This is a genomic window from Mycoplasmopsis glycophila, from assembly GCF_900660605.1.
GTDB classification, from domain to species: domain Bacteria; phylum Bacillota_I; class Bacilli_A; order Mycoplasmatales; family Metamycoplasmataceae; genus Mycoplasmopsis; species Mycoplasmopsis glycophila.
Map to the genome: position 1 here is coordinate 236,159 of NZ_LR215024.1, position 22,422 is coordinate 258,580.

General features: G+C 30.5%; 29 protein-coding genes and 1 tRNA gene. 28 read left to right on the plus strand and 2 right to left on the minus strand.

The features are described 5' to 3' along the window. Nucleotides 1-2: 2 nt before the first annotated feature. Both EXC46_RS00850 and EXC46_RS00855 read right to left on the minus strand, forming a co-directional pair. The gene (locus tag EXC46_RS00850) at nucleotides 3-1,820 is read right to left on the minus strand and encodes an ABC transporter ATP-binding protein (protein ID WP_027333567.1); all 1,818 of its coding nucleotides are present in this window, start codon (nucleotides 1,818-1,820) and stop codon (nucleotides 3-5) included. Between the two features lie 136 nt (nucleotides 1,821-1,956). Further along, nucleotides 1,957-2,033, minus strand: a tRNA-Arg gene (locus EXC46_RS00855). A 205-nt stretch (nucleotides 2,034-2,238) separates the two neighbouring features. Here EXC46_RS00855 and EXC46_RS00860 point away from each other — a divergent pair. The 28 genes from EXC46_RS00860 (at nucleotide 2,239) to EXC46_RS00995 (ending at nucleotide 22,417) form a co-directional block, all read left to right on the plus strand. Next, a complete protein-coding gene (locus EXC46_RS00860) occupies nucleotides 2,239-2,643 on the plus strand; it encodes a hypothetical protein (protein WP_044888877.1) in 405 nt (134 codons plus the stop codon). A 73-nt stretch (nucleotides 2,644-2,716) separates the two neighbouring features. After that, nucleotides 2,717-3,385: a (d)CMP kinase gene (gene cmk / locus EXC46_RS00865; RefSeq protein ID WP_027333565.1), complete on the plus strand. Its 669-nt coding sequence runs from the start codon at nucleotides 2,717-2,719 to the stop codon at nucleotides 3,383-3,385. Nucleotides 3,386-3,401: 16 nt separating this feature from the next. After that, nucleotides 3,402-4,709, plus strand: coding sequence for a ribosome biogenesis GTPase Der (gene der, locus EXC46_RS00870; protein ID WP_027333564.1), 1,308 nt, complete (start codon nucleotides 3,402-3,404; stop codon nucleotides 4,707-4,709). Nucleotides 4,710-4,840: 131 nt separating this feature from the next. Then, nucleotides 4,841-6,508: a ribonuclease J gene (locus EXC46_RS00875; protein WP_027333563.1), complete on the plus strand. Its 1,668-nt coding sequence runs from the start codon at nucleotides 4,841-4,843 to the stop codon at nucleotides 6,506-6,508. 10 nt (nucleotides 6,509-6,518) lie between these two features. Continuing rightward, entirely contained in the window at nucleotides 6,519-7,652 is a 1,134-nt protein-coding gene (locus EXC46_RS00880; RefSeq protein ID WP_027333562.1) for a hypothetical protein, read from the plus strand. Beyond that, a complete protein-coding gene (locus EXC46_RS00885; RefSeq protein ID WP_027333561.1) occupies nucleotides 7,636-7,977 on the plus strand; it encodes a thioredoxin family protein in 342 nt (113 codons plus the stop codon). Before EXC46_RS00880 ends, EXC46_RS00885 begins: the two co-directional genes overlap by 17 nt. A gap of 234 nt (nucleotides 7,978-8,211) precedes the next feature. After that, nucleotides 8,212-8,517 carry a 30S ribosomal protein S10 gene (gene rpsJ / locus EXC46_RS00890; RefSeq protein WP_027333560.1) on the plus strand — a complete coding sequence of 102 codons (306 nt, stop codon included), beginning with the start codon at nucleotides 8,212-8,214 and terminating at the stop codon, nucleotides 8,515-8,517. Nucleotides 8,518-8,572: 55 nt separating this feature from the next. Beyond that, the gene (gene rplC / locus EXC46_RS00895) at nucleotides 8,573-9,367 is read left to right on the plus strand and encodes a 50S ribosomal protein L3 (protein ID WP_027333559.1); all 795 of its coding nucleotides are present in this window, start codon (nucleotides 8,573-8,575) and stop codon (nucleotides 9,365-9,367) included. Next, the gene (gene rplD, locus EXC46_RS00900; RefSeq protein WP_044888876.1) at nucleotides 9,367-10,002 is read left to right on the plus strand and encodes a 50S ribosomal protein L4; all 636 of its coding nucleotides are present in this window, start codon (nucleotides 9,367-9,369) and stop codon (nucleotides 10,000-10,002) included. Before rplC ends, rplD begins: the two co-directional genes overlap by 1 nt. Next, a complete protein-coding gene (gene rplW, locus EXC46_RS00905) occupies nucleotides 10,002-10,454 on the plus strand; it encodes a 50S ribosomal protein L23 (RefSeq protein WP_027333558.1) in 453 nt (150 codons plus the stop codon). Before rplD ends, rplW begins: the two co-directional genes overlap by 1 nt. A gap of 171 nt (nucleotides 10,455-10,625) precedes the next feature. Beyond that, entirely contained in the window at nucleotides 10,626-11,471 is an 846-nt protein-coding gene (gene rplB, locus EXC46_RS00910) for a 50S ribosomal protein L2 (protein ID WP_027333557.1), read from the plus strand. Beyond that, nucleotides 11,471-11,749 carry a 30S ribosomal protein S19 gene (gene rpsS / locus EXC46_RS00915; protein WP_027333556.1) on the plus strand — a complete coding sequence of 93 codons (279 nt, stop codon included), beginning with the start codon at nucleotides 11,471-11,473 and terminating at the stop codon, nucleotides 11,747-11,749. Before rplB ends, rpsS begins: the two co-directional genes overlap by 1 nt. Beyond that, on the plus strand, nucleotides 11,749-12,084 hold the full coding sequence (gene rplV, locus EXC46_RS00920; protein WP_027333555.1) for a 50S ribosomal protein L22: 336 nt from the start codon (nucleotides 11,749-11,751) through the stop codon (nucleotides 12,082-12,084). The genes rpsS and rplV overlap by 1 nt, the downstream gene beginning before the upstream one ends. After that, nucleotides 12,084-12,737 (plus strand): 30S ribosomal protein S3, encoded by a 654-nt coding sequence (gene rpsC / locus EXC46_RS00925; RefSeq protein ID WP_027333554.1) that lies wholly within the window; start codon nucleotides 12,084-12,086, stop codon nucleotides 12,735-12,737. The genes rplV and rpsC overlap by 1 nt, the downstream gene beginning before the upstream one ends. Further along, on the plus strand, nucleotides 12,737-13,156 hold the full coding sequence (rplP, locus tag EXC46_RS00930; RefSeq protein WP_027333553.1) for a 50S ribosomal protein L16: 420 nt from the start codon (nucleotides 12,737-12,739) through the stop codon (nucleotides 13,154-13,156). The genes rpsC and rplP overlap by 1 nt, the downstream gene beginning before the upstream one ends. 1 nt (nucleotide 13,157) lies before the next feature. Continuing rightward, nucleotides 13,158-13,352, plus strand: coding sequence for a 50S ribosomal protein L29 (gene rpmC / locus EXC46_RS00935; RefSeq protein ID WP_027333552.1), 195 nt, complete (start codon nucleotides 13,158-13,160; stop codon nucleotides 13,350-13,352). A gap of 2 nt (nucleotides 13,353-13,354) precedes the next feature. Further along, nucleotides 13,355-13,624, plus strand: a complete 270-nt coding sequence (gene rpsQ, locus EXC46_RS00940; RefSeq protein WP_027333551.1) for a 30S ribosomal protein S17 — start codon at nucleotides 13,355-13,357, stop codon at nucleotides 13,622-13,624. Between the two features lie 2 nt (nucleotides 13,625-13,626). Beyond that, nucleotides 13,627-13,992 (plus strand): 50S ribosomal protein L14, encoded by a 366-nt coding sequence (gene rplN, locus EXC46_RS00945; protein ID WP_027333550.1) that lies wholly within the window; start codon nucleotides 13,627-13,629, stop codon nucleotides 13,990-13,992. A 24-nt stretch (nucleotides 13,993-14,016) separates the two neighbouring features. Continuing rightward, nucleotides 14,017-14,340 carry a 50S ribosomal protein L24 gene (rplX, locus tag EXC46_RS00950; RefSeq protein WP_027333549.1) on the plus strand — a complete coding sequence of 108 codons (324 nt, stop codon included), beginning with the start codon at nucleotides 14,017-14,019 and terminating at the stop codon, nucleotides 14,338-14,340. Between the two features lie 2 nt (nucleotides 14,341-14,342). After that, a complete protein-coding gene (gene rplE, locus EXC46_RS00955) occupies nucleotides 14,343-14,888 on the plus strand; it encodes a 50S ribosomal protein L5 (RefSeq protein ID WP_044888875.1) in 546 nt (181 codons plus the stop codon). Further along, nucleotides 14,888-15,073 carry a type Z 30S ribosomal protein S14 gene (locus EXC46_RS00960; protein ID WP_027333547.1) on the plus strand — a complete coding sequence of 62 codons (186 nt, stop codon included), beginning with the start codon at nucleotides 14,888-14,890 and terminating at the stop codon, nucleotides 15,071-15,073. The genes rplE and EXC46_RS00960 overlap by 1 nt, the downstream gene beginning before the upstream one ends. 2 nt (nucleotides 15,074-15,075) lie before the next feature. Continuing rightward, complete coding sequence (rpsH, locus tag EXC46_RS00965; RefSeq protein WP_027333546.1) at nucleotides 15,076-15,474, plus strand: 30S ribosomal protein S8; 399 nt, start codon at nucleotides 15,076-15,078, stop codon at nucleotides 15,472-15,474. 8 nt (nucleotides 15,475-15,482) lie between these two features. Further along, entirely contained in the window at nucleotides 15,483-16,022 is a 540-nt protein-coding gene (gene rplF, locus EXC46_RS00970; protein ID WP_027333545.1) for a 50S ribosomal protein L6, read from the plus strand. Nucleotides 16,023-16,046: 24 nt separating this feature from the next. After that, complete coding sequence (gene rplR / locus EXC46_RS00975; protein ID WP_027333544.1) at nucleotides 16,047-16,397, plus strand: 50S ribosomal protein L18; 351 nt, start codon at nucleotides 16,047-16,049, stop codon at nucleotides 16,395-16,397. After that, a complete protein-coding gene (rpsE, locus tag EXC46_RS00980; RefSeq protein WP_027333543.1) occupies nucleotides 16,397-17,029 on the plus strand; it encodes a 30S ribosomal protein S5 in 633 nt (210 codons plus the stop codon). Before rplR ends, rpsE begins: the two co-directional genes overlap by 1 nt. Nucleotide 17,030: 1 nt before the next feature. After that, nucleotides 17,031-17,474 carry a 50S ribosomal protein L15 gene (gene rplO / locus EXC46_RS00985; protein ID WP_084262942.1) on the plus strand — a complete coding sequence of 148 codons (444 nt, stop codon included), beginning with the start codon at nucleotides 17,031-17,033 and terminating at the stop codon, nucleotides 17,472-17,474. A 316-nt stretch (nucleotides 17,475-17,790) separates the two neighbouring features. Next, complete coding sequence (locus tag EXC46_RS00990; protein ID WP_044888874.1) at nucleotides 17,791-20,949, plus strand: putative immunoglobulin-blocking virulence protein; 3,159 nt, start codon at nucleotides 17,791-17,793, stop codon at nucleotides 20,947-20,949. Beyond that, on the plus strand, nucleotides 20,942-22,417 hold the full coding sequence (locus EXC46_RS00995; protein WP_027333541.1) for an MSC_0624 family F1-like ATPase-associated membrane protein: 1,476 nt from the start codon (nucleotides 20,942-20,944) through the stop codon (nucleotides 22,415-22,417). Before EXC46_RS00990 ends, EXC46_RS00995 begins: the two co-directional genes overlap by 8 nt. Nucleotides 22,418-22,422 lie beyond the last annotated feature (5 nt).

Here is a 22,422-nt window from a genome sequence, read left to right on the forward strand (position 1 = left end):
TCTTATTGTTGGAATTGTTGATTTTCATTGATTTGTTTATATCATTCGCAAGTTTCAAGTAGTTCATCATGTTTACCTTTAGCTAAAATTTCTCCTTTATCCATCACTAAAATTAAATCAGCATGTTTAATTGAGTTAACTTTTTGAGAAATAATAACGGTTGTGCAATTGTAATTTGTATTAATATTATTAATTAATTTTTTAGTAGTAATATTATCTAAAGCACTTGTTGAATCATCTAAAATTAAGATTTTAGGTTCATTTAAAAGTGTTCTCGCTATACTTAATCTTTGTTTTTGTCCCCCACTTAAATTTTTTCCTTTTTGTTCAATTTTGTGGTCAAGACGATCTTCAAAAGTTTGGATAAACGAATCTGCGCAAGCATTTTTAAGTGCTTTTTCCATTTGAGTTTGTGTTGCGTCTTTTTTAGCAAACAGAAGATTGCTTTTAACTGTTCCGCTATATAATTTCGCTTCTTGATATACGATTCCAACTTTCTCATGAAGATCTTTACTGTTAATTTCTTTAACCTGTTTATTATTAATTAAGATTTGTCCTTCGGTATATTTCATATTATTCACAATCAAGTTTGCGATTGTGCTTTTTCCACTACCTGTTGGTCCGATAATACCTAACGTTTTACTGCCATCAATTTTGAAGTTAATGTTTTTAAGTGCATAATCAGCTGAGGACTCAAAATATTTAAAACTAAGATCCTTAAATTCAATCCCGTAGTTTTTCATATCATTTGATTGTCCAAAATATTCTGTAATCATATAACCATTTGGAACATTTAAATTATCATATTTTCAATTTAAAACTTCTGTAATTCTTTTTGAACTAATTTTTGCTCTAATTGCAGAACCAATAAATTGTGAAAAAATCATAATTCCAAGTGCTAAAATAAATTCAAATTCAACGAAAATGTTAATTTTAGCAAGCAATTGTTTATCAAAATGTCCAATTTTTGCAGCCATGATAAATATAGCTACGATAACTAAATTCACAATTGCGAAAAATGCAGGTGTTCCAAAACTAAAAATTTTAAAAACTTTAGTTTCATTTTTTAATCACATTTTATTAATCTTAAAAAACTTTCTCTTTTGTTCTTCTTGTAAGTTATTTGCACGAATAAAACGCGCTCCAACGATAGTTTCTTCTGCTTCTTTTGTAATCTTGTCTAAATTAATTCTATTTTTCTTAATTAAAGGGTTAGATTTAGCAAAAATAATTAAAAAGACAACTACTAAAACAGGAATAATACCAACAATTACAAGAGCGAAATTTTTATCGGTATAAAATGCAAAAACAAGACCAACAATAATATATAGTGGAGCTTTGATTAAAGCTGTTGTTGCATTGATTAAAAATTCTCAAAAGACAGCTACATCATCATTAATTCTTGTAATTAAACTTTCTTGAGTTAATACACTTATATCTTTTAAACTTAATTTTTGATATTTCTTAAATAATGTATCACGATAAAAATTAGAAGCATTTTCACCGGCTCAAATTACAATTAGTAATGAAACAATTGAAGTAATTGTAGCTGATAGAATAATTGCTAATGAAGTAATGATTAAAAACCTTAAGGCAGCATCTTTTGTGCCTTTAAAAATTATCATTGTGTTAAAAATTCTAATTATTTCTTCGTTTTTAGGGTGCAATAAACTTTCTTTATCTTGAACAAGCAGCGGGATAAATTGTGATAAAAAAATTGGTAAAACCATTGTTAATGCTACATTAATTAAAACGAAAATCACACCTAAACCAAAAAACATTTTGATTTTTGTAGGTAAAATTCTAAACATTTGTCACATGTTTGCTCCTTTCCTTAATAAAAAGCACTTATATTATCAAAATTATAGCAATTTAGAGTAAAAAAATGCTAAACGATTTTATCTTAAATAAAATGTTTAGCATATCTAGTTTTATTATTAAAAAGAAATAAAAAAATGGCGATCACGACAGGATTCGAACCTGTGACAACCAGCTTAGAAGGCTGATGCTCTATCCAACTGAGCTACGCGACCACTTGTAATATAATTTTACCTTAAAAAATAATTTAATTTAAGAAAATTTTGATTTTTTTAAATTAAAACCACTAGACACAACACTTCTTCATATGGCTGCTCCGGTTAAGGCCTGACCAGGTTAGTAGGTTATTGTTCTAATGGCTTCTTAATTATAATATAAAAAACTATTATAAAAAAATTTTTTTTAAAGTAAAATTATGTTATGAATAAAGGCAGTAATCAACATTTTTCATTCAATGAGATGAAAAATCTAGCACTTAAAAACAATGATTTGATTAAAAATGAACTTAAATGAATGAACAAAATTGTTGATGCTAGCGATATTACACCAAATTTTGAAGATAAAATTGTCAAAGTCACAAGACATGGTGTTGATATCGAGACTTTTTTAAATCACGAAATTGAAACTTTAGAAAACAATTTTGAGGACTTAAAAAATGAGCTGAACCTAGAAACTGTCTGCTTTATGGATAAATATAATTTTGAAAGCGAACAAGAGAATTTATCGCTTTCTCTTCTTGATCCAAATAGTCACAAGAATAATCAAGAACAGAAAAATAACATGAATAACACCACTAAAATTATAGTCAATAAATTGGATATTTAATTTTTAGTGTTGTTTTTCTTTATTAATTTTTCCAAATAAATTTATTCAAAATTAAGTTACACGAGAGGATTTTATGAGCAAAAAAGTTAACATTGCAATCGATGGACCAAGCGGTGCCGGTAAGTCAACGGTCGCAAATGAAATTGCTAAAAGATTAGGTTACACATTTATTAATAGCGGAAGTATTTATCGTGCGATTGCTTTTAATGCGATTAAGCAAGGAATTGGATCTACTGACAAAGAAGGTGTGATTTCTACTTTACACCATGACATGGTCACTTTAGGAAACTCTGACGAAGTTTATTTAGATGGCGAAGATATTTCAAAAAAAATTCGTGCAGAATACATTTCACAAATTACACCTAATGTTGCAAAAATACCTGAAATTAGAAACTTCGTTGTAGAGTTTGTCCAACACATTACCAAGAAAAGCAAAGGTTTTATTATTGATGGACGTGATACAACTTTTAAATTAATGCCGCATGCTGAAGTGAAAATTTTCTTATGAGCTGAACCTGAAGAGAGAGCAAGAAGAAGATTTCACCAACTTAAAAGTTTAGGCAGCGATGCTGATTATAACGAAGTTCTTTATGATATTAAAAAAAGAGATGCTCAAGATATGAATCGTGAAGTTGACCCACTTCATAAAACAGAAGATTCTGTTTTAATTGATTGTACTGATATGAATCAAGAAGAGGTTGTTCAAAAAATTATAGAATTAGTTAACGAAAAAGTTAAGTAATAGCAAAGGAGAAAAAATGAAAAATGTAGTTGCTATTATCGGAAAGCCAAATGTTGGAAAAAGTACTTTTTTCAATCGTTTAATTGGTCGTAAAGTATCGATTGTACACGATCAACCTGGTGTTACAAGAGATCGTTTATATGAAAAAATCAATTGATCTGGCAAAGAACTTAAGATTATTGATACAGGTGGAATTGAAATCGAAAATCGCCCATTCCAAGAACAAATTCAAATTCAAGCGAAGATTGCAATTGAAGAAGCTGATGTAATTATTTTTCTTTTTGATGGAAATAGCGAGATTACTAATGACGATTTGTTTATTATGAACATTCTAAGAAAAAGTAACAAACCAATTATTGCTGTTGCTAACAAATTAGAAAATAACCAACAATTTGATTATGGTTGATATCGTCTTGGAGTGGATCATATTTACCCAATTAGTGCACTACATGGTGAAGGAGTTGGAGAAGTTTTAGACAAGTGTTTGAGTTATTTAAATTTTGAAGAAGCTGAAAAAGAAGATTTATTTAATTTAGCAATTATCGGAAAACCAAATGCAGGAAAAAGTTCATTATTAAATAATTTAGCCAAAGAAAATAGATCTATTGTTTCAGATATTGCTGGAACAACTCGTGATAGTGTTAAATCTATTATTGAAATTGATGGTAAAAAATACAATGTGATTGATACAGCTGGAATTACAAAAAAATCTAAATTAGTTGAAAGTGTCGACCATTATGCCTTAATGAGAGCGATGAACTCACTTGCTGAAGCTGATCTTTCGCTTGTTGTGATCGATGCAACACAAGAAGAATTTTCACACTTTGATTCACGTATAATTGGTTATGCATTGGATAATGAAAAACCAATTATTGTAGTTGTTAATAAGTGAGATTTAGTTGAAAAAGAAACTAATACAATGGCTCAATTTGAAAAGAAAATGAGAAACAAATTTCACTTTGTGCCTTGAGTTCCATTTATTTTTATTTCAGCAAAATATAACCAAAGAATTAATAAACTTTTTGATACTATCAATTTAGTAAGAAGCAATTTAGAACGTGATATTAAACCCAATTTACTTTCAAATTTAGTTCTCGAATCTCAAATCATTCAACCTGCACAGCCATATAATGGCGGAAGATTGAATATTTACTATGTACGTCAAGAAAGAGGGAAAATTCCAACTTTTACATTTTTTGTCAATAATAAAAAGTATTTACACTTTTCATACCAAAGATTTCTTGAAAACCAATTAAGAGAAACATTTGATTTTACAGGTTGTCCTTTACAACTTAATTTTAAAAATAAAAATGGATTAGATTAAAAGTAGCCGCATAGGCTATTTTTTTGTCTAAATTAAGCATTAAGAAATAAAACATAGTTTGATATAATAAAACAAATATTTAATATTCTATTAAATATATTTCCCGACCAATAATTTTAAAAAGGAGTAATATGAACAAGAAAAACCAAGAGAATATCAATATTTTTGCCTTGGGCGGACAAGACGAGAATGGTAAAAATTGCTATGTTTTTGAATATGGTAATGATATTTTTATTATTAATGCTGGGGTTAAAATTCCAATTAATTCACAAAATGGGGTTGACACCTTAATTCCTGATTTTTCCTATTTAGAAAAAAACAAAAATAGGATCAAGGCTATTTTTATTTCAGACGTAAAAAATGAATCTTTTAGTGCCCTTCCATGACTTGTGATGAAAATTCCAGGTATTAAAATTTATACTTCATTATTTAATAAAATTTTAATTTATGAAAGATTAAACAAATACAACATTTCAGAACATAATTACAAAATAATTACTTTTAGTAAACCGCTGAAACACCATCACTTAATTATCGAACCACTTGAACTTGCGGGAAGTATGCCTGGTAATTTAGGTTTTAATTTCAATACAGGAAGTGGAAATTATCTTTTTATGTTCAATTATACAATCGGTAATTTAGGAATTTATGGTAAAACAGATTTACAATTTCTCAAAAATTATTTTCAAAATCGTAAAATCACAGCTTTAATCACTGATGCTGGTAAAAGTAATATTGCAGGTTATTCAATTGATAAATTTAATCAATCAAAACAACTTATTGAAGCATTTAAAACAACTGATTCAAACCATCGCATTATTGTTGGTGCATACGACGAAGAAATGCCAGCTTTAAAGCAAGTTTTAGATTTAGCTATTTTACATAATCGTCCAGTTGTTGCATATGGAAAAACATATGCACAGCTTCTTCGTTTCATTATTAAAGATAATCCAAATTTATCATTACCTGAAATTATTGATTATCGTAATCTTGCAAAGCATGATAATGCTGTTATTTTAGTAACTGGTTCAATCGATCGTTTATATCTTAGATTTTTAAGAATTACAGATCATAAAGATGTTTATTTAAAGTTACATCAAACTGATACAATCGTTATGCTTGCGCCACCTGTTAATGGATTAGAATCATTAGCAGCTCTTACACTTGATGAAATTGCGAAAATAGCACCAAAACTTTATGATGTTTTAGACAATGAATATTTTAGACCAAGACCAACACGTCTTGATTTGCTTAAACTTATTTTAGAATTAAAACCAGAATACTTCATTCCTACTCAAGGTCTTTATCGTTATTTAGTTGATTCATCTAACTTTATTTTAGGAAACAAAGAAGCTAAAAAAACTACTTTACCAATTATTTTATTAAATGGTAAAGTAGCTCACTTTATGGACAATAAACTATTTAGTTTAAATGGAAAAATTAAGGAAGTTGGAGACACTATCATCGATGGATTTGGAGTTGGTGATATTTCAAGTGAAGTTATTAATGAAAGAGAAGCATTAGGACGTGAAGGCGTTGTAATTATTAATGGTTTATACTGTCCTAAAACAAAGCGTATTTTAGGCCAACTACACATAAATTATGTTGGAGTAATTGATCTTACTGAACAAGACAAAATTGATCAGTTAATTAAATCTGTGATTGCTGAAATTTTTGAAACAAAAGAGTTTACATCAATGCGTGAACTAAATGAAAAAATTCGTAAGTCAATCCGGAAAAAGATTTTTAAACTTACTGACAAAGACCCAATGGTTGCACTTACTTTAACGACAATTTAAGAAGGTTTTTATGAATAGAAATACTATTTATCAACTTTTTAAAATTAAAAGAATTGCAAATACCCAAAAGAACAATCCGCTTGAAAACTTGAAGAAAAAACCATTTCAATTTAAACTTGAGTTGATTCTTTTTTCGATTTGCTTTGTAATTTTTCTTTTTGCGGTTCTTTTTAAATCAACTAATACTAAAATTTATAAGTATTTTTATGTTTATCTTTTTGATCTCAATTTTGGATCATTTGTTTGAATGATGCCATTTCTGATGATTTTGCCGATTTTAAGCATGCTTGGTAAGATTTTCTTAAAAAAGACAACGATTAGTATTTTTTATAAATGATTACACTTAAGTTTTGCAACTTACTGAAAAAGGCTATGAATTGTTATTGGTTTATTTTGCCTTTCATTAATTATTTTTATTTATTTAGGCAATAAATCTGAAAATGGACAATTTATTATCTTTAGTCATGAACAAGCGCTTAAATTATTTGCTAATGGTTGATACAAATCTTTTGTAACATTAAAGCATTATCAAAATCATTTAGGACTTATTATTGATACTTTATTTAATTTATTAACTTTAATTTTAGGCTCGCATTTACTTTTACTTTTTGTTGCACTATTACTTTACCCTTTAATGGCATGAGCGATTTGTAAGCCACTTTATGATGTTTGAAAACAAAGTAAAAGAATCTCAAATTACCATGAGTATCTTAATTATTTACAAAACAATAAAGCTTTTTATCTTTCAAGTGGAGTTTTAAAGTTATTCGATTTTTACTTTTATTTAGAAAAAGAGCTCAAAGAATCTCACACCTTTCCATTCAAAATGTCAATTATTGATAGTTTACTTACCTATATTAAAAATACCAAACAGCTTGAAATGCTTTACGAGAAATTTAATAAGAAAGAAACAATCAAAAACTCTATTTTAGCTGATAATAGTAATATTGAATTACTTGGTTTGTTAGATACTGATATTATAGAAACAAAATTAAAAACTGGTGAAAGTGCAAATAAACAAACTAAACTTTCATTTGGTTTTGGAAAAATCAAAAATAATTTAGAAACCAAATTTAATAAAAAACTTATTAAAGACATACAAGATAAAGAAAAACAAGGAGAAGACAATGATACAGAAATATAATTGAGAAGAAGCGCAAAAGATTTTGGAAAACAATCCAGTTAATCATCTTATTTTTTTAGAATTTACAACAACATGATGTGGTGATTGCAAAATGATGGCACCAATTGTTAAACAAGTGGCTGCTAAATATCAAGATAATGCTAACATCACTTTTATGGAAGTTGATGCAGAGGAAGCACAATTGTTTAGAAACCCAGATACTAAATGAAAAGTATTAAAAGCACCAACATTATTATTAATTAAAGGGCAAGAAATTGTTGAAAAAGGCTTTGAATATATTCCAAGCGAGATTCTTGAATCTTGAATTGATAAAAAAATCTCATAGCTGCATAGCTGCTTTTTTAACCAAACTAAATGCGATACACCAAGATGCGTTGTTAAAAAAATAAAGCCAAAAATTATTTAAATTTTCTCTTTTGTTTTTAAAATTTTTACTCTATAATATATAAGCAACTATAGCCATGATCTATAAGGTTGTTAAATTGCCAAAAATGTTGTTGAGGACAATTTAAGTTTTTATAGGGAGCTATGTTCAATTAAAGAACAAAGGAGACAACAAATGAGCAAATTACACATTAAAGTTAAAGGATTTGACCATGCTTTAGTAGATGAAGCTGCTAAAAAAATATTTTTAACAGCTGAAGAAACAGGTGCTAAAGTAAGTGGGCCAATTCCAATGCCTACAATTAGAGATGAGGTGACTATCTTAAGATCAGTTCACGTTAACAAAAAAAGTCGTGAACAATTCGAAAGTAGAACACACCAAAGATTAGTTGTTATCACTAATCCATCTGCTCAAACACAAGACAAAATCAAAAGACTTGAATTACCAGTAGGTGTAGAAATTCAAGTTAAAGTTAAATAGTAAGAATACCTTAATATTTACAAAATCAATCAAAATCAATTTTTAAGGAGAAAACATGAAAGGAATCTTAGGACGTAAAGTTGGTATGACTCAAATTTACAGTGAATTTGGATCAAGAATTCCAGTTACTGTAGTAGAAGTACAACCAAATGTTGTGTCAAAAGTTTTAACTGCTGACAAAAACGGTTATGTAGCAACACAACTTGCAGTTTTTGATAAAAAAGCTAGCCGTGCTAACAAACCTGAAACAGGTCACTTTGCTAAAGCTAACACAACACCTAAGCGCTACGTAAAAGAAGTTCGTGACATGTCAGGATACGAACTTGGACAAACAATTTCTGCTGACATTTTTGTAGCAGGAGAACTTGTTGATGTAACAGGAACATCAAAAGGAAAAGGTTTTGCTGGAACAATTAAAAGACACAACCAACACATTGGACCTAAATCGCACGGTGGAGGGGGAGGATCTCAACCTATCCGTCAAACAGGGTCGCTTGGGGATATCTCAGGTAACAAAGTTGTTAAAGGTATGACAATGCCAGGACAACTTGGAAATGTTAAAACAACAGTTCAAAACCTTGAAGTTATTAAAGTTGACTTAGAAAACAACTTAATCTTAATTAAAGGATCAATTCCAGGACCTAAAAAAGGATTTGTTGTTATTAAAAAAGCTGTTAAAGGTCTTCCAAACCACGAAGCTACAACACTTGTTGATGTTCAAGAAGTGATGTTAATGAATGAATTAGTTGAAAAAGCTAAAAAATACAATGTTGAAGTTACAGTTGGAATGCATTCAAGTGAACTTCAAAAATTAATCGCAGAAGCAGAAGCTAAAGAAGGAGAAAAATAATGTCTAACAAAGTAACAGTAGCAAACGAAAAAAACGTTGCTAAAGTAGAATTTGATGCAGTATTATCTTCAAGCATCTTTGCAAGCGAAAAAATTTATGAACAAGCAATTTTCGACACAATTCTTTCAGAAAGAGCTTCAAGACGTCAAGGAACACACCAAGTTAAAAACCGTGCTGAAGTTTCAGGAAGTGGTAAAAAACCTTGAAGACAAAAAGGAACAGGGCGTGCACGTCACTCTTCTATGCGTTCACCAATCTGAGTTGGTGGGGGTAGAGCTTTCGGACCACAATCAGAAAGAAACTATACACTTAAAGTTAACAAAAAAGTTAAATATGCAGCTTTCACATCTGCTTTAACAATGTTAGCTCAAGACAAAGCAATTGCTATCAACGATTTAAGTTTAGATTCAATTTCTACAAAAAAATTAGTTGAAAAACTTGTAGAACTTAAAGTAAATGATTTAAAACGTGTTTTAATCGTTACAGAAGATTACAATGTTTTTAAATCAGCTAGAAACTTACCAAACGTTGCTACATCAAAAGCAAACTCACTTACAGTTGAGGAATTAATTGGTGCTGATGTAATGATCGTTTCAAACGAAAGTTTAAAATTAATTGAAGGGAGAGCTAAATAATGGAACTTACAAGAATTATTAAAGCTCCTGTTTTAACTGAAAAAACTGATGTTCAAAGATCAGCTGGTGTTTACACATTTAAAGTTGACTACCACGCTAACAAATTTCAAATTGCTCAAGCGGTTGAAACAATCTTTGGTGTAAAAGTTACAAAAGTTAACACAATTAAAATCGAAAAGAAACCTAAAAACGTTGGTCGTTTCCATGGATTTACAAATCGTTACAAAAAAGCAATGGTTTGAATAGCAGAAGGTGAATCACTTAACTACTTACCAGAAGATTCAGCTACAGAAATCGAATCAGAAGAAACAAAAGCACAAAAAGCAGCTAAAGCAAACGAAGTAGAAAACAAAGTTGCAGCTAAATTAGCTCAAAAGAAAGCTGTTGCTACAAAAGTTGCTAAAGCTCCTGTTAAACAAGCAACTACAAAACGTAAAGTTGGTGGAGAATAATTTTCCGTTATCTTTATTAAACACAAAATTCATACACACTATTTAAAACTATACTATTACACACACTATTAAAAAATTCACAAAATAATATTGAATTATTAAAATGCGGAATAAAAACTTGCTTAAAAGACATCGCCGCAATTATTTTTAAGCAAAAGGAGAAAAGACAAAATGGCAATTAAACACTATAAGCCAACTACTAATGGTCGTAGAAATATGTCTTCTCTTGATTACAAACAAAACTTATCTGGTCACGCACCTACTAAATCACTTTTAGTAAACTTAAAAAACCACGCAGGTCGTAACAACCAAGGTAAGATTACTGTTAGACATCACGGGGGACGTGTTAAAAGATTCTACAGATTAGTAGACTTTAAACGTAATAAAGATAACATTCCTGCCATTGTTAAAACAATTGAATATGATCCAAACAGATCAGCAAACATTTGTTTATTAGCATATGCAGACGGAGAAAAAAGATACATTTTAGCTCCAAAAGGTATTCAATTAGGTCAAACAGTTATTTCAGGAACAAATGTTGATATTATTGTTGGTAACACATTACCATTAGCAAACATCCCTGAAGGAACATTTGTTCACAATATTGAAATGCAACCAGGAGGTGGAGGAATTATAGCACGTAGTGCTGGAACTTCAGCTCAAATTTTAGGTAAAGATGACGATGGAAAATACGTTGTTTTAAGATTAAAATCAGGTGAAACACGTCGTATTTTAGCTCGTTGTCGTGCTACAGTTGGTATCGTAGGAAACGAAGAATACTTACTTGTTAATGTTGGTAAAGCTGGAATTAATAGACACAAAGGGATTAGACCTACAGTACGTGGTTCTGTAATGAACCCAGTAGATCACCCACATGGTGGAGGGGAAGGTAAACAACCAGTTGGTCGTAAAGCTCCTCTTACTCCATGAGGTAAAAAAGCTCTTGGTGTTAAAACAAGAAAAACTAAAAAATCTTCAAATAAACTTATTTTAAGAAGAAGAAAGGATGCTAAATAATGGCACGTAGTCTTAAAAAAGGTCCTTTTGCAGACGATCATTTACTTAAAAAAGTTGATGCAATCGTTGAAGGAAAAGCGCCTAAAAAACCAATTAAAACTTGATCAAGACGTTCAACAATTTTCCCAAGTTTCGTTGGGTTGACATTTGCAGTTCACAACGGTAAACAATTTATCGAAGTGTATGTAACAGATGATATGGTAGGACACAAATTAGGAGAATTCGCACCAACAAGAACTTTCTCAGGTCATGGTGCTGATAAAGGTAAGAAAAAATAATGCAAGCAAAAGCACATGTTAAATTACAAAGAACAAGCGTTAAAAAATCTAAATGAGTTGCTGACTTAGTTAGAGGAAAAGACGTTCAAGTTGCGCTTGGAATCTTACACAATACAAACAAAAAAGCATCTCCTATGCTTATCAAATTAATCAACTCTGCTATCGCAAATGCAACAAACAACCACGGGATGGATGCATCTAAATTATTTATTAAAGAAGTTTATGTAAATGAAGGTCCAACATTAAAAAGATTTCAACCAAGAAGCCAAGGAAGAGCATATTCAATTTTAAAACGTACATCTAACTTAACAGTAGTATTAGAGGAGAGAAACTAATGGGTCAAAAAGTCAATCCTAATGGATTCCGTTATGGAATTACTAAAAAACACAATACACAATGATTTGCAGAAAAAGAAAACTTTGGAAAATATTTAGTAGAAGATGCTAAAATTTACAAATTTTTCGATAAGTTAGTACGTAAATATGAACTTGGTAAAGTTGAAGTAAAAAGAAACCAACACAACAAAATTACTGTAGTATTACACACAGCAAAACCAGCAGCTCTTTTAGGAACTGAAGGTAAAAACATTCAAGAATTAACTGTAACCTTACAAAAATTCTTAAAAAATAGACAAGCAAACATTAACTTAAAAGTTGTTGAACTTGCTCAACCTGAATTAAATGCAAAATTACTTGCAGAAATGATTGCGACAAAATTAGAAAACCGTGAAAGCTTCCGTTCAGCACAAAAAATAGCTATTAGAAGTGCTATGCGTGCTGGAGCAAAAGGAATCAAAACTGCCGTTAGTGGTCGTTTAAACGGTGTTGATATGGCTCGTACAGAAGGATATTCTGAAGGAGAAATGAAACTTCACACACTTAGACAAAATGTTGATTATGCAACAGCAACAGCTAGAACAACATATGGTGCTATCGGAGTTAAAGTTTGAGTATCATTAGGTGAAATTTTGGAAGGAGATAAAAAATAATGCTTCAACCAAAAAGAACTAAATACAGAAAACCATTCTTAGTTAAACATGACAAACGTAAAGCTACAAAAGGAAACACAGTAGCATTTGGTGAGTTTGGACTTCAAGCTGTTACATCAGCTTGAGTTACAGCAAGACAAATCGAATCTGCTCGTATTGCAGCTACACGTAGAATGGGACGTGAAGGACAAGTTATTATTCGTATCTTCCCTCACTTTTCGAAAACATCTAAACCTATCGGAGTTCGTATGGGATCTGGTAAGGGTGCACCTGAATTATGATACACAGCTGTTAAAGTAAACACAATGATGTTTGAAGTTGCCGGAGTTCCAGAAGAAGTAGCATACGATGCTTTACGTCTTGCTGGTCACAAATTACCTGTAAAATGAAGAATTGTTAGAAGAGAAGGAGATAAATAATATGCTTTACAAAGACTTACAAAACAAATCAGTTGAAGAACTTGTTCAATTAGTACAGGACTTAAAAGCTGAATTATTTACTTTAAGATACAAAAATGTTACAGGTGACTTAAAAGAAACACACAAAATTTCAGTTATTAGAAAAGACATTGCTAAAGCTTTAACAGCTTTAAATGAAAAGCAAGGAGCTAAATAGTCATGGAAAGAAACACAAGAAAAACATTAGTAGGAACAGTTGTTTCAGCTGGTAAAACAGCAAAAACAATTATTGTTGCTGTAGATACATACAAAAAACACCCACTTTACTCAAAACGTTTCAAATCAACAAAACGTTTCGCAGTACATGATGAAAACCACGAAGCACAACTTGGTGATATCGTAGTTATTATGGAAACAAGACCACTTTCAAGAACAAAACACTTTAGATTAGTTTCAATTAAAGAAGCTGCTGTTAAAGGAGCTGAATAGTTATGTTATTAGAACTTTCAAAAGCAAACGTTGCTGATAACACAGGTGCTAAAGAAATCGGTGTTATCCGTATCTTAGGTGGTTCAAAGAAAAAAATCGCTAAAATCGGTGATGTAGTTGTATGTTCAGTAAAAAAAGCTATGCCTAACGGTATGGTAAAAGAAGGTCAAGTTGTTAAAGCGGTTGTAGTTCGTTCACGTTACGGAATTCACCGTGGAAATGGATCATACATTCGTTTTGATGATAATGCAGTTGTAATACTTAAAGAAGATGGAACACCACGTGGAACACGTGTGTTTGGGCCAGTTGCACGTGAAATCCGTGAAAAATATCCAAAAATCGTTTCTCTTGCACCAGAGGTATTATAGTTAGTCAACTTAAGGAGATAAATTATGAAATTTAAAAAAGATGATGAAGTAATCGTTATTGCTGGTAAAGAAAAAGGAAAAATTGGAAGAATTGAAAAAGTATTACACAAAACAAACAGAGTTATTATCAAAGACATTAACATCGTTACAAAACACAACAAACCTACTCAACAAAATCAAGATGGTTCAATAACTGAAAAAGAAGCTCCAATTCATGCTTCAAACGTTGCATATTTAGTAAAAAGTGCAAGCAAAAACTCTCCAGCACAATATTCAAAACTTGGATTTTCAAGAAACAAAGATGGTAAAAAAGTGAGAGTTGTAAGAAAAACTAAGAAGGAAATTTAATTATGTTAAAAAATACATATAAAGAAAAAGTAATCCCTGCTTTAAAAGAAAAATACAACTACTCATCTATTATGGAAGTTCCAAGAATTGAAAAAGTTGTTCTTAATATGACAGCTGGTAAAGAAGTTTCAAACTCAAAAGCTATTGAGGAAGTTCTTAACGAACTTACATTAATCTCAGGACAAAAACCATTTCAAACAAAAGCTAAAAAATCAAACGCTTCATGAAAACTTCGTGAAGGAATGCCTATGGGTGGAAAAGTGACACTTCGTAGAGACAGAATGTGAGAATTTTTAGAAAAATTAATTAATGTTGCAATGCCACGTATTCGTGATTTCCGTGGAGCAAACCCTAAAGCCTTCGACGGAAGAGGAAACTATGCTTTAGGAATTAAAGAAGAAATTATTTTCCCAGAAATCGAATTTGACAAAATTCGTCGTATTAAAGGACTAGACGTTCTTATCGTAACAACAGCAAAAACAGATGCAGAAGCCAAAAGCTTATTAGAACTTTTAGGTGTACCATTCGAGAAAAAAGGAGCTAAATAATGGCTAGAAAAGCGTTAATCGAAAAAGCAAAACGTCAACCAAAATTTGCAGTTCGTGCTTACACACGTTGTGAATTATGTGGACGTCCACATGCAGTTTTAAGAAAATATAAAGTATGTCGTATCTGCTTTAGAAACCTTGCACACGAAGGTAAAATCCCAGGTATGAAGAAAGCGAGTTGATAATTATGTTTATTACAGATCCAATTTCAGATTTAATCGTTAGAATTAAAAACGCTAACGCTAGAAAACACAAAACTGTATCAATTCCATACTCAGCTAAAAAAGAAGCTATTGTTAAGTTAATTGAAAGCGAAGGGTACATTTCATCATATGAAGTTAAAGGTGAAAAAGTTACTGAAAAAGAAATTGTTGTTACATTAAAATTCAAAAAAGGACAAGCAGCTATTGTCGGAATTAAAAGAGTTTCAAAACCAGGACTTAGAGTTTATGTTAAAGCAGAAGAAATCCCTACAGTTCTTTCAGGTTATGGAACAGTTATTATCTCTACATCAAAAGGACTTATGACAGGAAAAGAAGCTAGAAAGGAAAATGTAGGTGGTGAAATCATCGCTTACATTTGATAGGTAAATTTATGTCTCGTGTTGGAAATCGTATTTTAACAATCCCTGCAGGAACAACAGTTACTGTAGATGGAACAAAAGTTATTGTTAAAGGTAAATTAGGAACACTTGAGAGAGAATTTAGTCCACTTATTTCTGTTATTGTAGAAGATAATTTAGTTAAAACAGTTCGTGCAAACGAAGAAAAACACACAAAACAATTACATGGAACCACAAACTCACACATTTCAAACATGATCAAAGGTGTAAGTGAAGGTTACAAAATCGACCTTGAAATCAAAGGGGTTGGATATAAAGCTACATTAAAAGGGAAAGAAATCGAAATTGCTGCCGGTTACTCTCACCCAGTAGTTTTAGAAATCCCAAATGATGTTACAGTTACAGTTGGAAAACCAACAGAAGTTTCTGTTTCAGGTATCGATAAACAAAGTGTAGGACACTTTGCATCAGTTATTCGTGCAGTTAGAAAACCTAGTGTATACTCAGGAAAAGGTATTGCTTACAAAGGTGAACAAATTAGACGTAAAGAAGGGAAAACAGCTTCTAAATAATTTAGAGCTATTAAGGTATAAAATATGGCAAAATTATCAAGAAACCAAGCTAGAAAAGTTAAACACGTTCGTTTACGTCAACACATTTCTGGTACAGCAACAAAACCACGTTTAAATGTATTTAAATCACACCAAAACTTTTATGCACAATTAATTGATGATACAAAAGGAATTACTCTTGCTAGTGTTTCAACATTAAATTCAGGAACATATGGAGGAAATGTTGAAGCTGCTAAAAACCTTGGTTTAGCAATGGGAGATAAAATTAATGCTTTAGGAATTAAAGAGATTGTATTCGATCGTGCTGGATATATCTACCACGGACGTGTTAAAGCATTTGCTGAAAGTGTAAGAGAAAAAGGAGTTAAATTCTAATGGAAAACACAAAAGACCAAAAAGCTTTAGAACAAACAACTGGAACAAAAGAAGTTTCAGCTAAAAGAGTTGTTAAAGCAGATTCAAGAAACAATGACCAAGAAGGTAGAAGACCACGTCAACAATTACAAAGAAAACCACGTCGTGTAAGAGTTGAATCAGAATTTTCAGAAAAAGTTGTTGATATTGCTCGTGTAACTAAAGTTGTTAAAGGTGGAAGAAGATTCAGCTTTTCAGCCTTTGTTGTAGTAGGAAACAAAAAAGGACAAGTTGGATACGGACACGGAAAAGCAAACGAAGTTCCAGATGCAATTAAAAAAGCAATCAAAGATGCTCAAAACAACTTAGTAACAGTTCCTGTAGTAAACGGTACAGTTCCACATGAAACAAATGCAAAATTCTTAGCGTCAAGAGTTATGCTTAAACCAGCCGCAAAAGGGAAAGGGCTTATCGCTTCTGGAACAGTGCGTGCAGTTGTAGAACTTGCTGGATATACAGATATCGTTACAAAAACATACGGTTCACGTTCAAAATCTAATATCGTTAAAGCTACAGTTGAAGCTCTTAAAGCGCTTAGAACAGTAGAACAAATTGCTGATATTAGAGACAAAAAAGTAAAGGACTTTGAATAATATGTCAAGAATTAGATTAAACGAATTATCTTTCACAGAAGGTTCAAGACCAGAAAAACACCGTAAAGGTCGTGGACACGCTGCTGGAAAAGGTAAACAAGCTGGAAAAGGTCAATCAGGTCAAAACAAACGTAAAGGTCACAGATTAGGATTTGAGGGTGGACAAACACCATGATTCCGTCGTATTGGTAAACGTGGATTCACAAATGTTAACCACATCGAATTCCAAGTAGTTAACTTACACCAATTAGAAACACGTTACGAAGCAAACGAAGAAGTTACAATCGAATCTCTTTTTGAAAAAGGTTTAGTAAAAAGAACATTACCTATCAAAGTTTTAGGAAATGGAACTTTAAGCAAAAAATTAGTAGTTAGAGTACACAAAGTTAGTGAATCTGCTAAACAAGCTATCGAAGCTGTTGGTGGTTCAGTAGAAGAACTTTAATTATTCCTCAATAAATAATCATTAAGCTATCGCGAAGGCGGTAGTTTTTCTATTTTTTTCAAAAAAGAAAATCTTTTCCACAAATAAGGTCTTTTTTGACAGAATTTAAGGTTTTAAATAAAAAAGTAATATTATATAGAAATTATTAGATAAAAAATAACTTTTTCTTCGAAAACTTCTCACTAAAAAAAAAAAAAAAAAGTGTAAAAGGTATAATTAATATATAGTAAAAAGAACTTTCCTTTTTATTAAGAGGATATAATAAAAGGTTAATTCTTTTTTTATTCTTAACACGTTTAAAAAAAGGTGGTGCAAAATGATTAAAGCCAAGAAAAACAAGATCTTAAAATCAATTTTAGTAGCAGGAACTTCGCTTCTTGTAACTGGTGTAGCTACATCAGGAATTTACTTCACAAGACAAAAAAGTGATGTTGAAAAATCAAGTGCCATTAACGCTCAAATAGTTGAACCAACTCTTATTGATGGTGTTTTGATCGTAATTAAACCTGGCTCTGAATCGCTAGCAGATCAAGGTTTTGAAGAAATTAAAGTTACAACAATCAACTTGGTCGAAGTTTTGCCAAATAGTGATAAAAAAACTCTTGTTTCTTTTGAAATTGAAACTACTAGTGATAAAGAAGTTGAATATGATATTACGGACAAAATTCCTGATGGCTACGAATTAGATCCTGAACTTAATAAAAATTATCAAGGAAATAAGATTGTTGTGCAAATGGGTGAAACAAACGAAATTTATCTACGTGCAATCAAGGTTGTTCCAATTACAATCTTTGAATTTTATAATGGTAATCAACAAATAGGTGATTCTGTTTCATTTCAACTTGAAAGCGTTGAAGAACTAGTTGAAAAATATAAATCATTAATCCCTGAAGGTTACAAATTAAAAACTAATGAAGATGGTGAACCAATCGAGCCTAATATAGCAATTGGTGAATTAAACAGAATTGAAATTGAACCAATTCATAAAGAATACCGTACTACAATTTCATATTTAGATAAAGCCACCGAAACTCCTATTTGCGTACAAAAAGATATCTTAACAATTGATGATGCAAAAGTCAATCCAAACAATTATTTACCTAATGGATATGAATTTTTAGAAGACTTATTACAACCACAACCAGTTGCAGATCTTGTTGCAGGTAAGGAGTACATCTTTTATATCCGTAAAACACCAATTGAAAATAGTACGACAATTATTTATGCACTAAACGGAATCGAGCGAGCACGTAAAGTGTTTATCACTTATGGTGATAATAGTGTGATTACACTTGAAAAACTTAAACTTTATAAACCAAATAATCTTGAAATTGCAAAAAACTTTGATCCTAACACAATTATTATGGGCAGTGAAAATATTGTACCTTTAGAAGAACCGAGACAAAAAGATACTACTAAATTAATTTTTAAAGAAAAATCTGAAAGTGCTGAAAAATTAGTTTTAGAAAAAACTATTACTGAATTTGTTGATGTTCAAATCAATTTAAATGCCCACATTCCAAATGGTTATAAATTAGCACCTAGCCAAACAGATAAAATTAACCGGGGAGTCGAAAACACTATTTATGTAGTTTCTACTTTACCGCCAAAAGTAGAAGAAAAACCTACTGTTACGCCAGCTCCAACTCCTGAGCCAGAACCAAAACCCGAGCCTACTCCGGTTGTTCCTAAAGAAGAAAAAACTCCAGAAATTACAGAGATTATTTCTGAAGGAGGGGCACTTATTAATCCTGAAAATGAACGTTACGAAAAACCCACTACAATGCCTAATGTTGAAAGAGGTGCAATTTCAGGAGAGCTTCTAAAAAGCCAAAGAGCTAAAATGCAAAGCATTAGAAATATTCTCTCTAAATTATCTTCTGATCCAAATTACAAATTTAACGCTGAGGATTTAAGACCTATTTATGATACTTCTAATCTTTCAACAGAGGATGCTAATTTGTTCTTCGAGAGATTATCTAAACTTCTTAATGGTGCAACTTTAAAAGAATTAGGAACAGCTACCGCATTCCCATATCCAGATTTAACAGCTGAACAGCAAAAAATTAGTTTCCAAAATCAAATGAATGCATATTTGGAAAAGGCTGATGAATACTTGGCTAAAGGACAAATTTTAGTGTTTGGAACAGATTTTACCAACCCATACCCAAGATGAGGTTTTGCTTCAGATGATGATAACCCAGCTTATGTAAGACAAAAAGAACTTGCTAAAAAACGTGGTTTTGCTCACAGTGGTACAAATGCAAAATATGGAAGAAATGGTGATCAACTTGCTAAAGGTGATTATCCAGGATGAAGCAAAAAAATGGTAACTGATAGAAAATACTATCCAAACGGAAAAGCACCTACTTGAAAAAATGATTCAAGTGGAAGACAATGAATTGAAGGAAGTGGAATTTCTGTTTGAGAATATACACCAAATGATGATAACTTCGAAGGGCTTAAACAAGGTAAACAAAAAATGGCATTTATGGATGCTTCTAACCCTAATGCTGTTAGAGAAATCATTAGCTTTTTAAATAAACACCCAGAAATTACTGGTTTATTTATCAAAAACATTGGTACAAAAAATCCAGATCAAGATATTACAGATATTTTAAGAGATATTCCAAGTCAAATCAAAAACTTATCATTAGGATTTGATACTCAAAAAATCCTAGGACTTGGAGAACTTAGAAACAAAACATTTACTCAAGTTGAACTTCTTACAAGTCTTAGAAATGCGGATGATAACATTGGCGATGCATCATTACCTAGATATAACTATGGATGAGGAATTGATCCTATCGCGTTCCAAAATGTTTCTTATGTAGCTCATGATTGAATAGCTACTAAAGGGTGAGATAACCAAGGATCATCATCCGTTTATTATGGACCAATTCAATTTAACGTTATTCGTCCAGGTAAAGATACAACCTGAGAGGATGTGAAAAAAGGATTTGATTTAGTGCTTGATACCAAAAAAGATTGAAGAGTATTTAATGGTCAATTCGGTGATCAAGGTTACCCAATTAAAATCGATCTTTCAGAAACTCAATTCACTTCACTTAAAGAAATTAATCTTAGAAAACACAAATTTAGAGTTATTAAATTGCCTTCAAGCGGTTCAAAATTCACTCTAAATATTGCAGATTTAGGTAAAGCTCAATACAGCACAATCTTAGCTGCTTGAGGACCAACAGAAAAACCTAAAATTATTTTTGCAGATTCAACAACAAGCAAGATTCACCTTAAAGGTACATTAAAAGATCTTAAGAGCGGTGGAAAATGAGTTCCTGAACTCCAAGCATTATTAATTGGTATTAAAAATGCTGGTAATGTAGATACTATTTATGTAGATAGTGAAGATGTTAAAAGAGTGTTACAAGGTTCAAGTGCATGAAGTTATGGCAGCGCTAAAATTCATGTAATCACAGAAGAAGATAAAAACAAAGGAGGTCTTGATTTTGACTAATACAATTCAAAAAAGAAGCAACAAACTTATTAGAGTAAATTTAATTAATAAAGTTTATAAAAGTACTTTACTTATCGTTTTATTTCTCGGTCTAATTTTTGCTTTATTTACTTTCTCAAGATATATAGGACAAGATGGTGAAAAACCTTTTTTAGGTTATGAAAATTTATTTAACTTATCTAATCCTATTTATAAGAGCAGAAACTTTGTTATTATTTTTAATTTTATTACCTTAATTGGAACATTTATTTATGCAATCTATAGTGCATATCGGGTTTGACGTTATACACTTAAAAACACTTATAATTACATTTTTTCATTATTATTTACAGCGATAGGAATTCTTGCAATTATTTTACTTTGAGCTTGACCAATTAATCATTCAACTAATCCAAAAACTTTAGTGATTAAATCATTACCTATTATTGTTTTATTAGCTTTAAAAACATTCTTTGAATTTCTTTTATTTAATATCAAAAGAAAAACTTCACCAGCAACAAAACTTCTTAACATTTCGTTTTTTGCTTCTTCTTTAATAAAGCTTATATTAGGACTTTTTGGTGCATTTCTTTTATACCTTCTTGTTTCAGGGATAGAAGTTCAAAATAAAGAATCAGCAATCGATTATATTTTATTTAGTCCAAAAAACCATATTTTTGAACTTATTGATAAAAATCTTAATACTATTTCAAATCCATTTAGTTTCATTTATCATTTTATCTTAACTAGCCTAATTTTAGGTGCTGTTGTTTTTTCATTTTATCCATACTTTTTACAAAGAACCGCTTTAAATAATAGAAATTTACTTTCAAAAGATCTTATTAAGTTTTCTTTAGTTGTAATTTTAGTGCTTTTAATTTTCGGTTTAGTAAACTTACCACAAAGCCTTAAACAATTAACTTTTATCGTTGATAGCAGAATTTCACATCTTGGTTATACAATTTTTCTTGCTGTTTTAGTTGTACTTTTATCTAGCTATATCACAGTAACCAAAATTTTTAAAGAAAAGATTAAATACTACAACATTGATAGTTTCATTTTGATTATTAATTTATTAATTCCTTTTGGTCTAGCAATAGCATTAAGAGCAATTGAATTTGATAAATTTAACAATTATCTAATTTTACTTTTACTTTCAATTTTCGTTTTAGTTTTATTTGTTTATCAAAATTTATTTGCACTAAATGAGTATACAAATAAAATTCACAATATTCTTTTTTCAACACTATTTATCTTTTTAGGAATAGCAATCTTTTTTGAAACTATAGATACTTTTATGGTTGAAAAAAATAATAATTTATTATCATCAATTTTCGTTTTAATTCATATTTCTGATATTTTACTCATTACTAATTTAGTTTTCATTTTCTATTTAGTCGTAACTAGACTTTATGCTTTATTTAAACTATTTTATTTAATGCAAAAAGTAGAATCTAAAAAAATTAAAACTAAAAGAAATGTGAACTAAGGAGG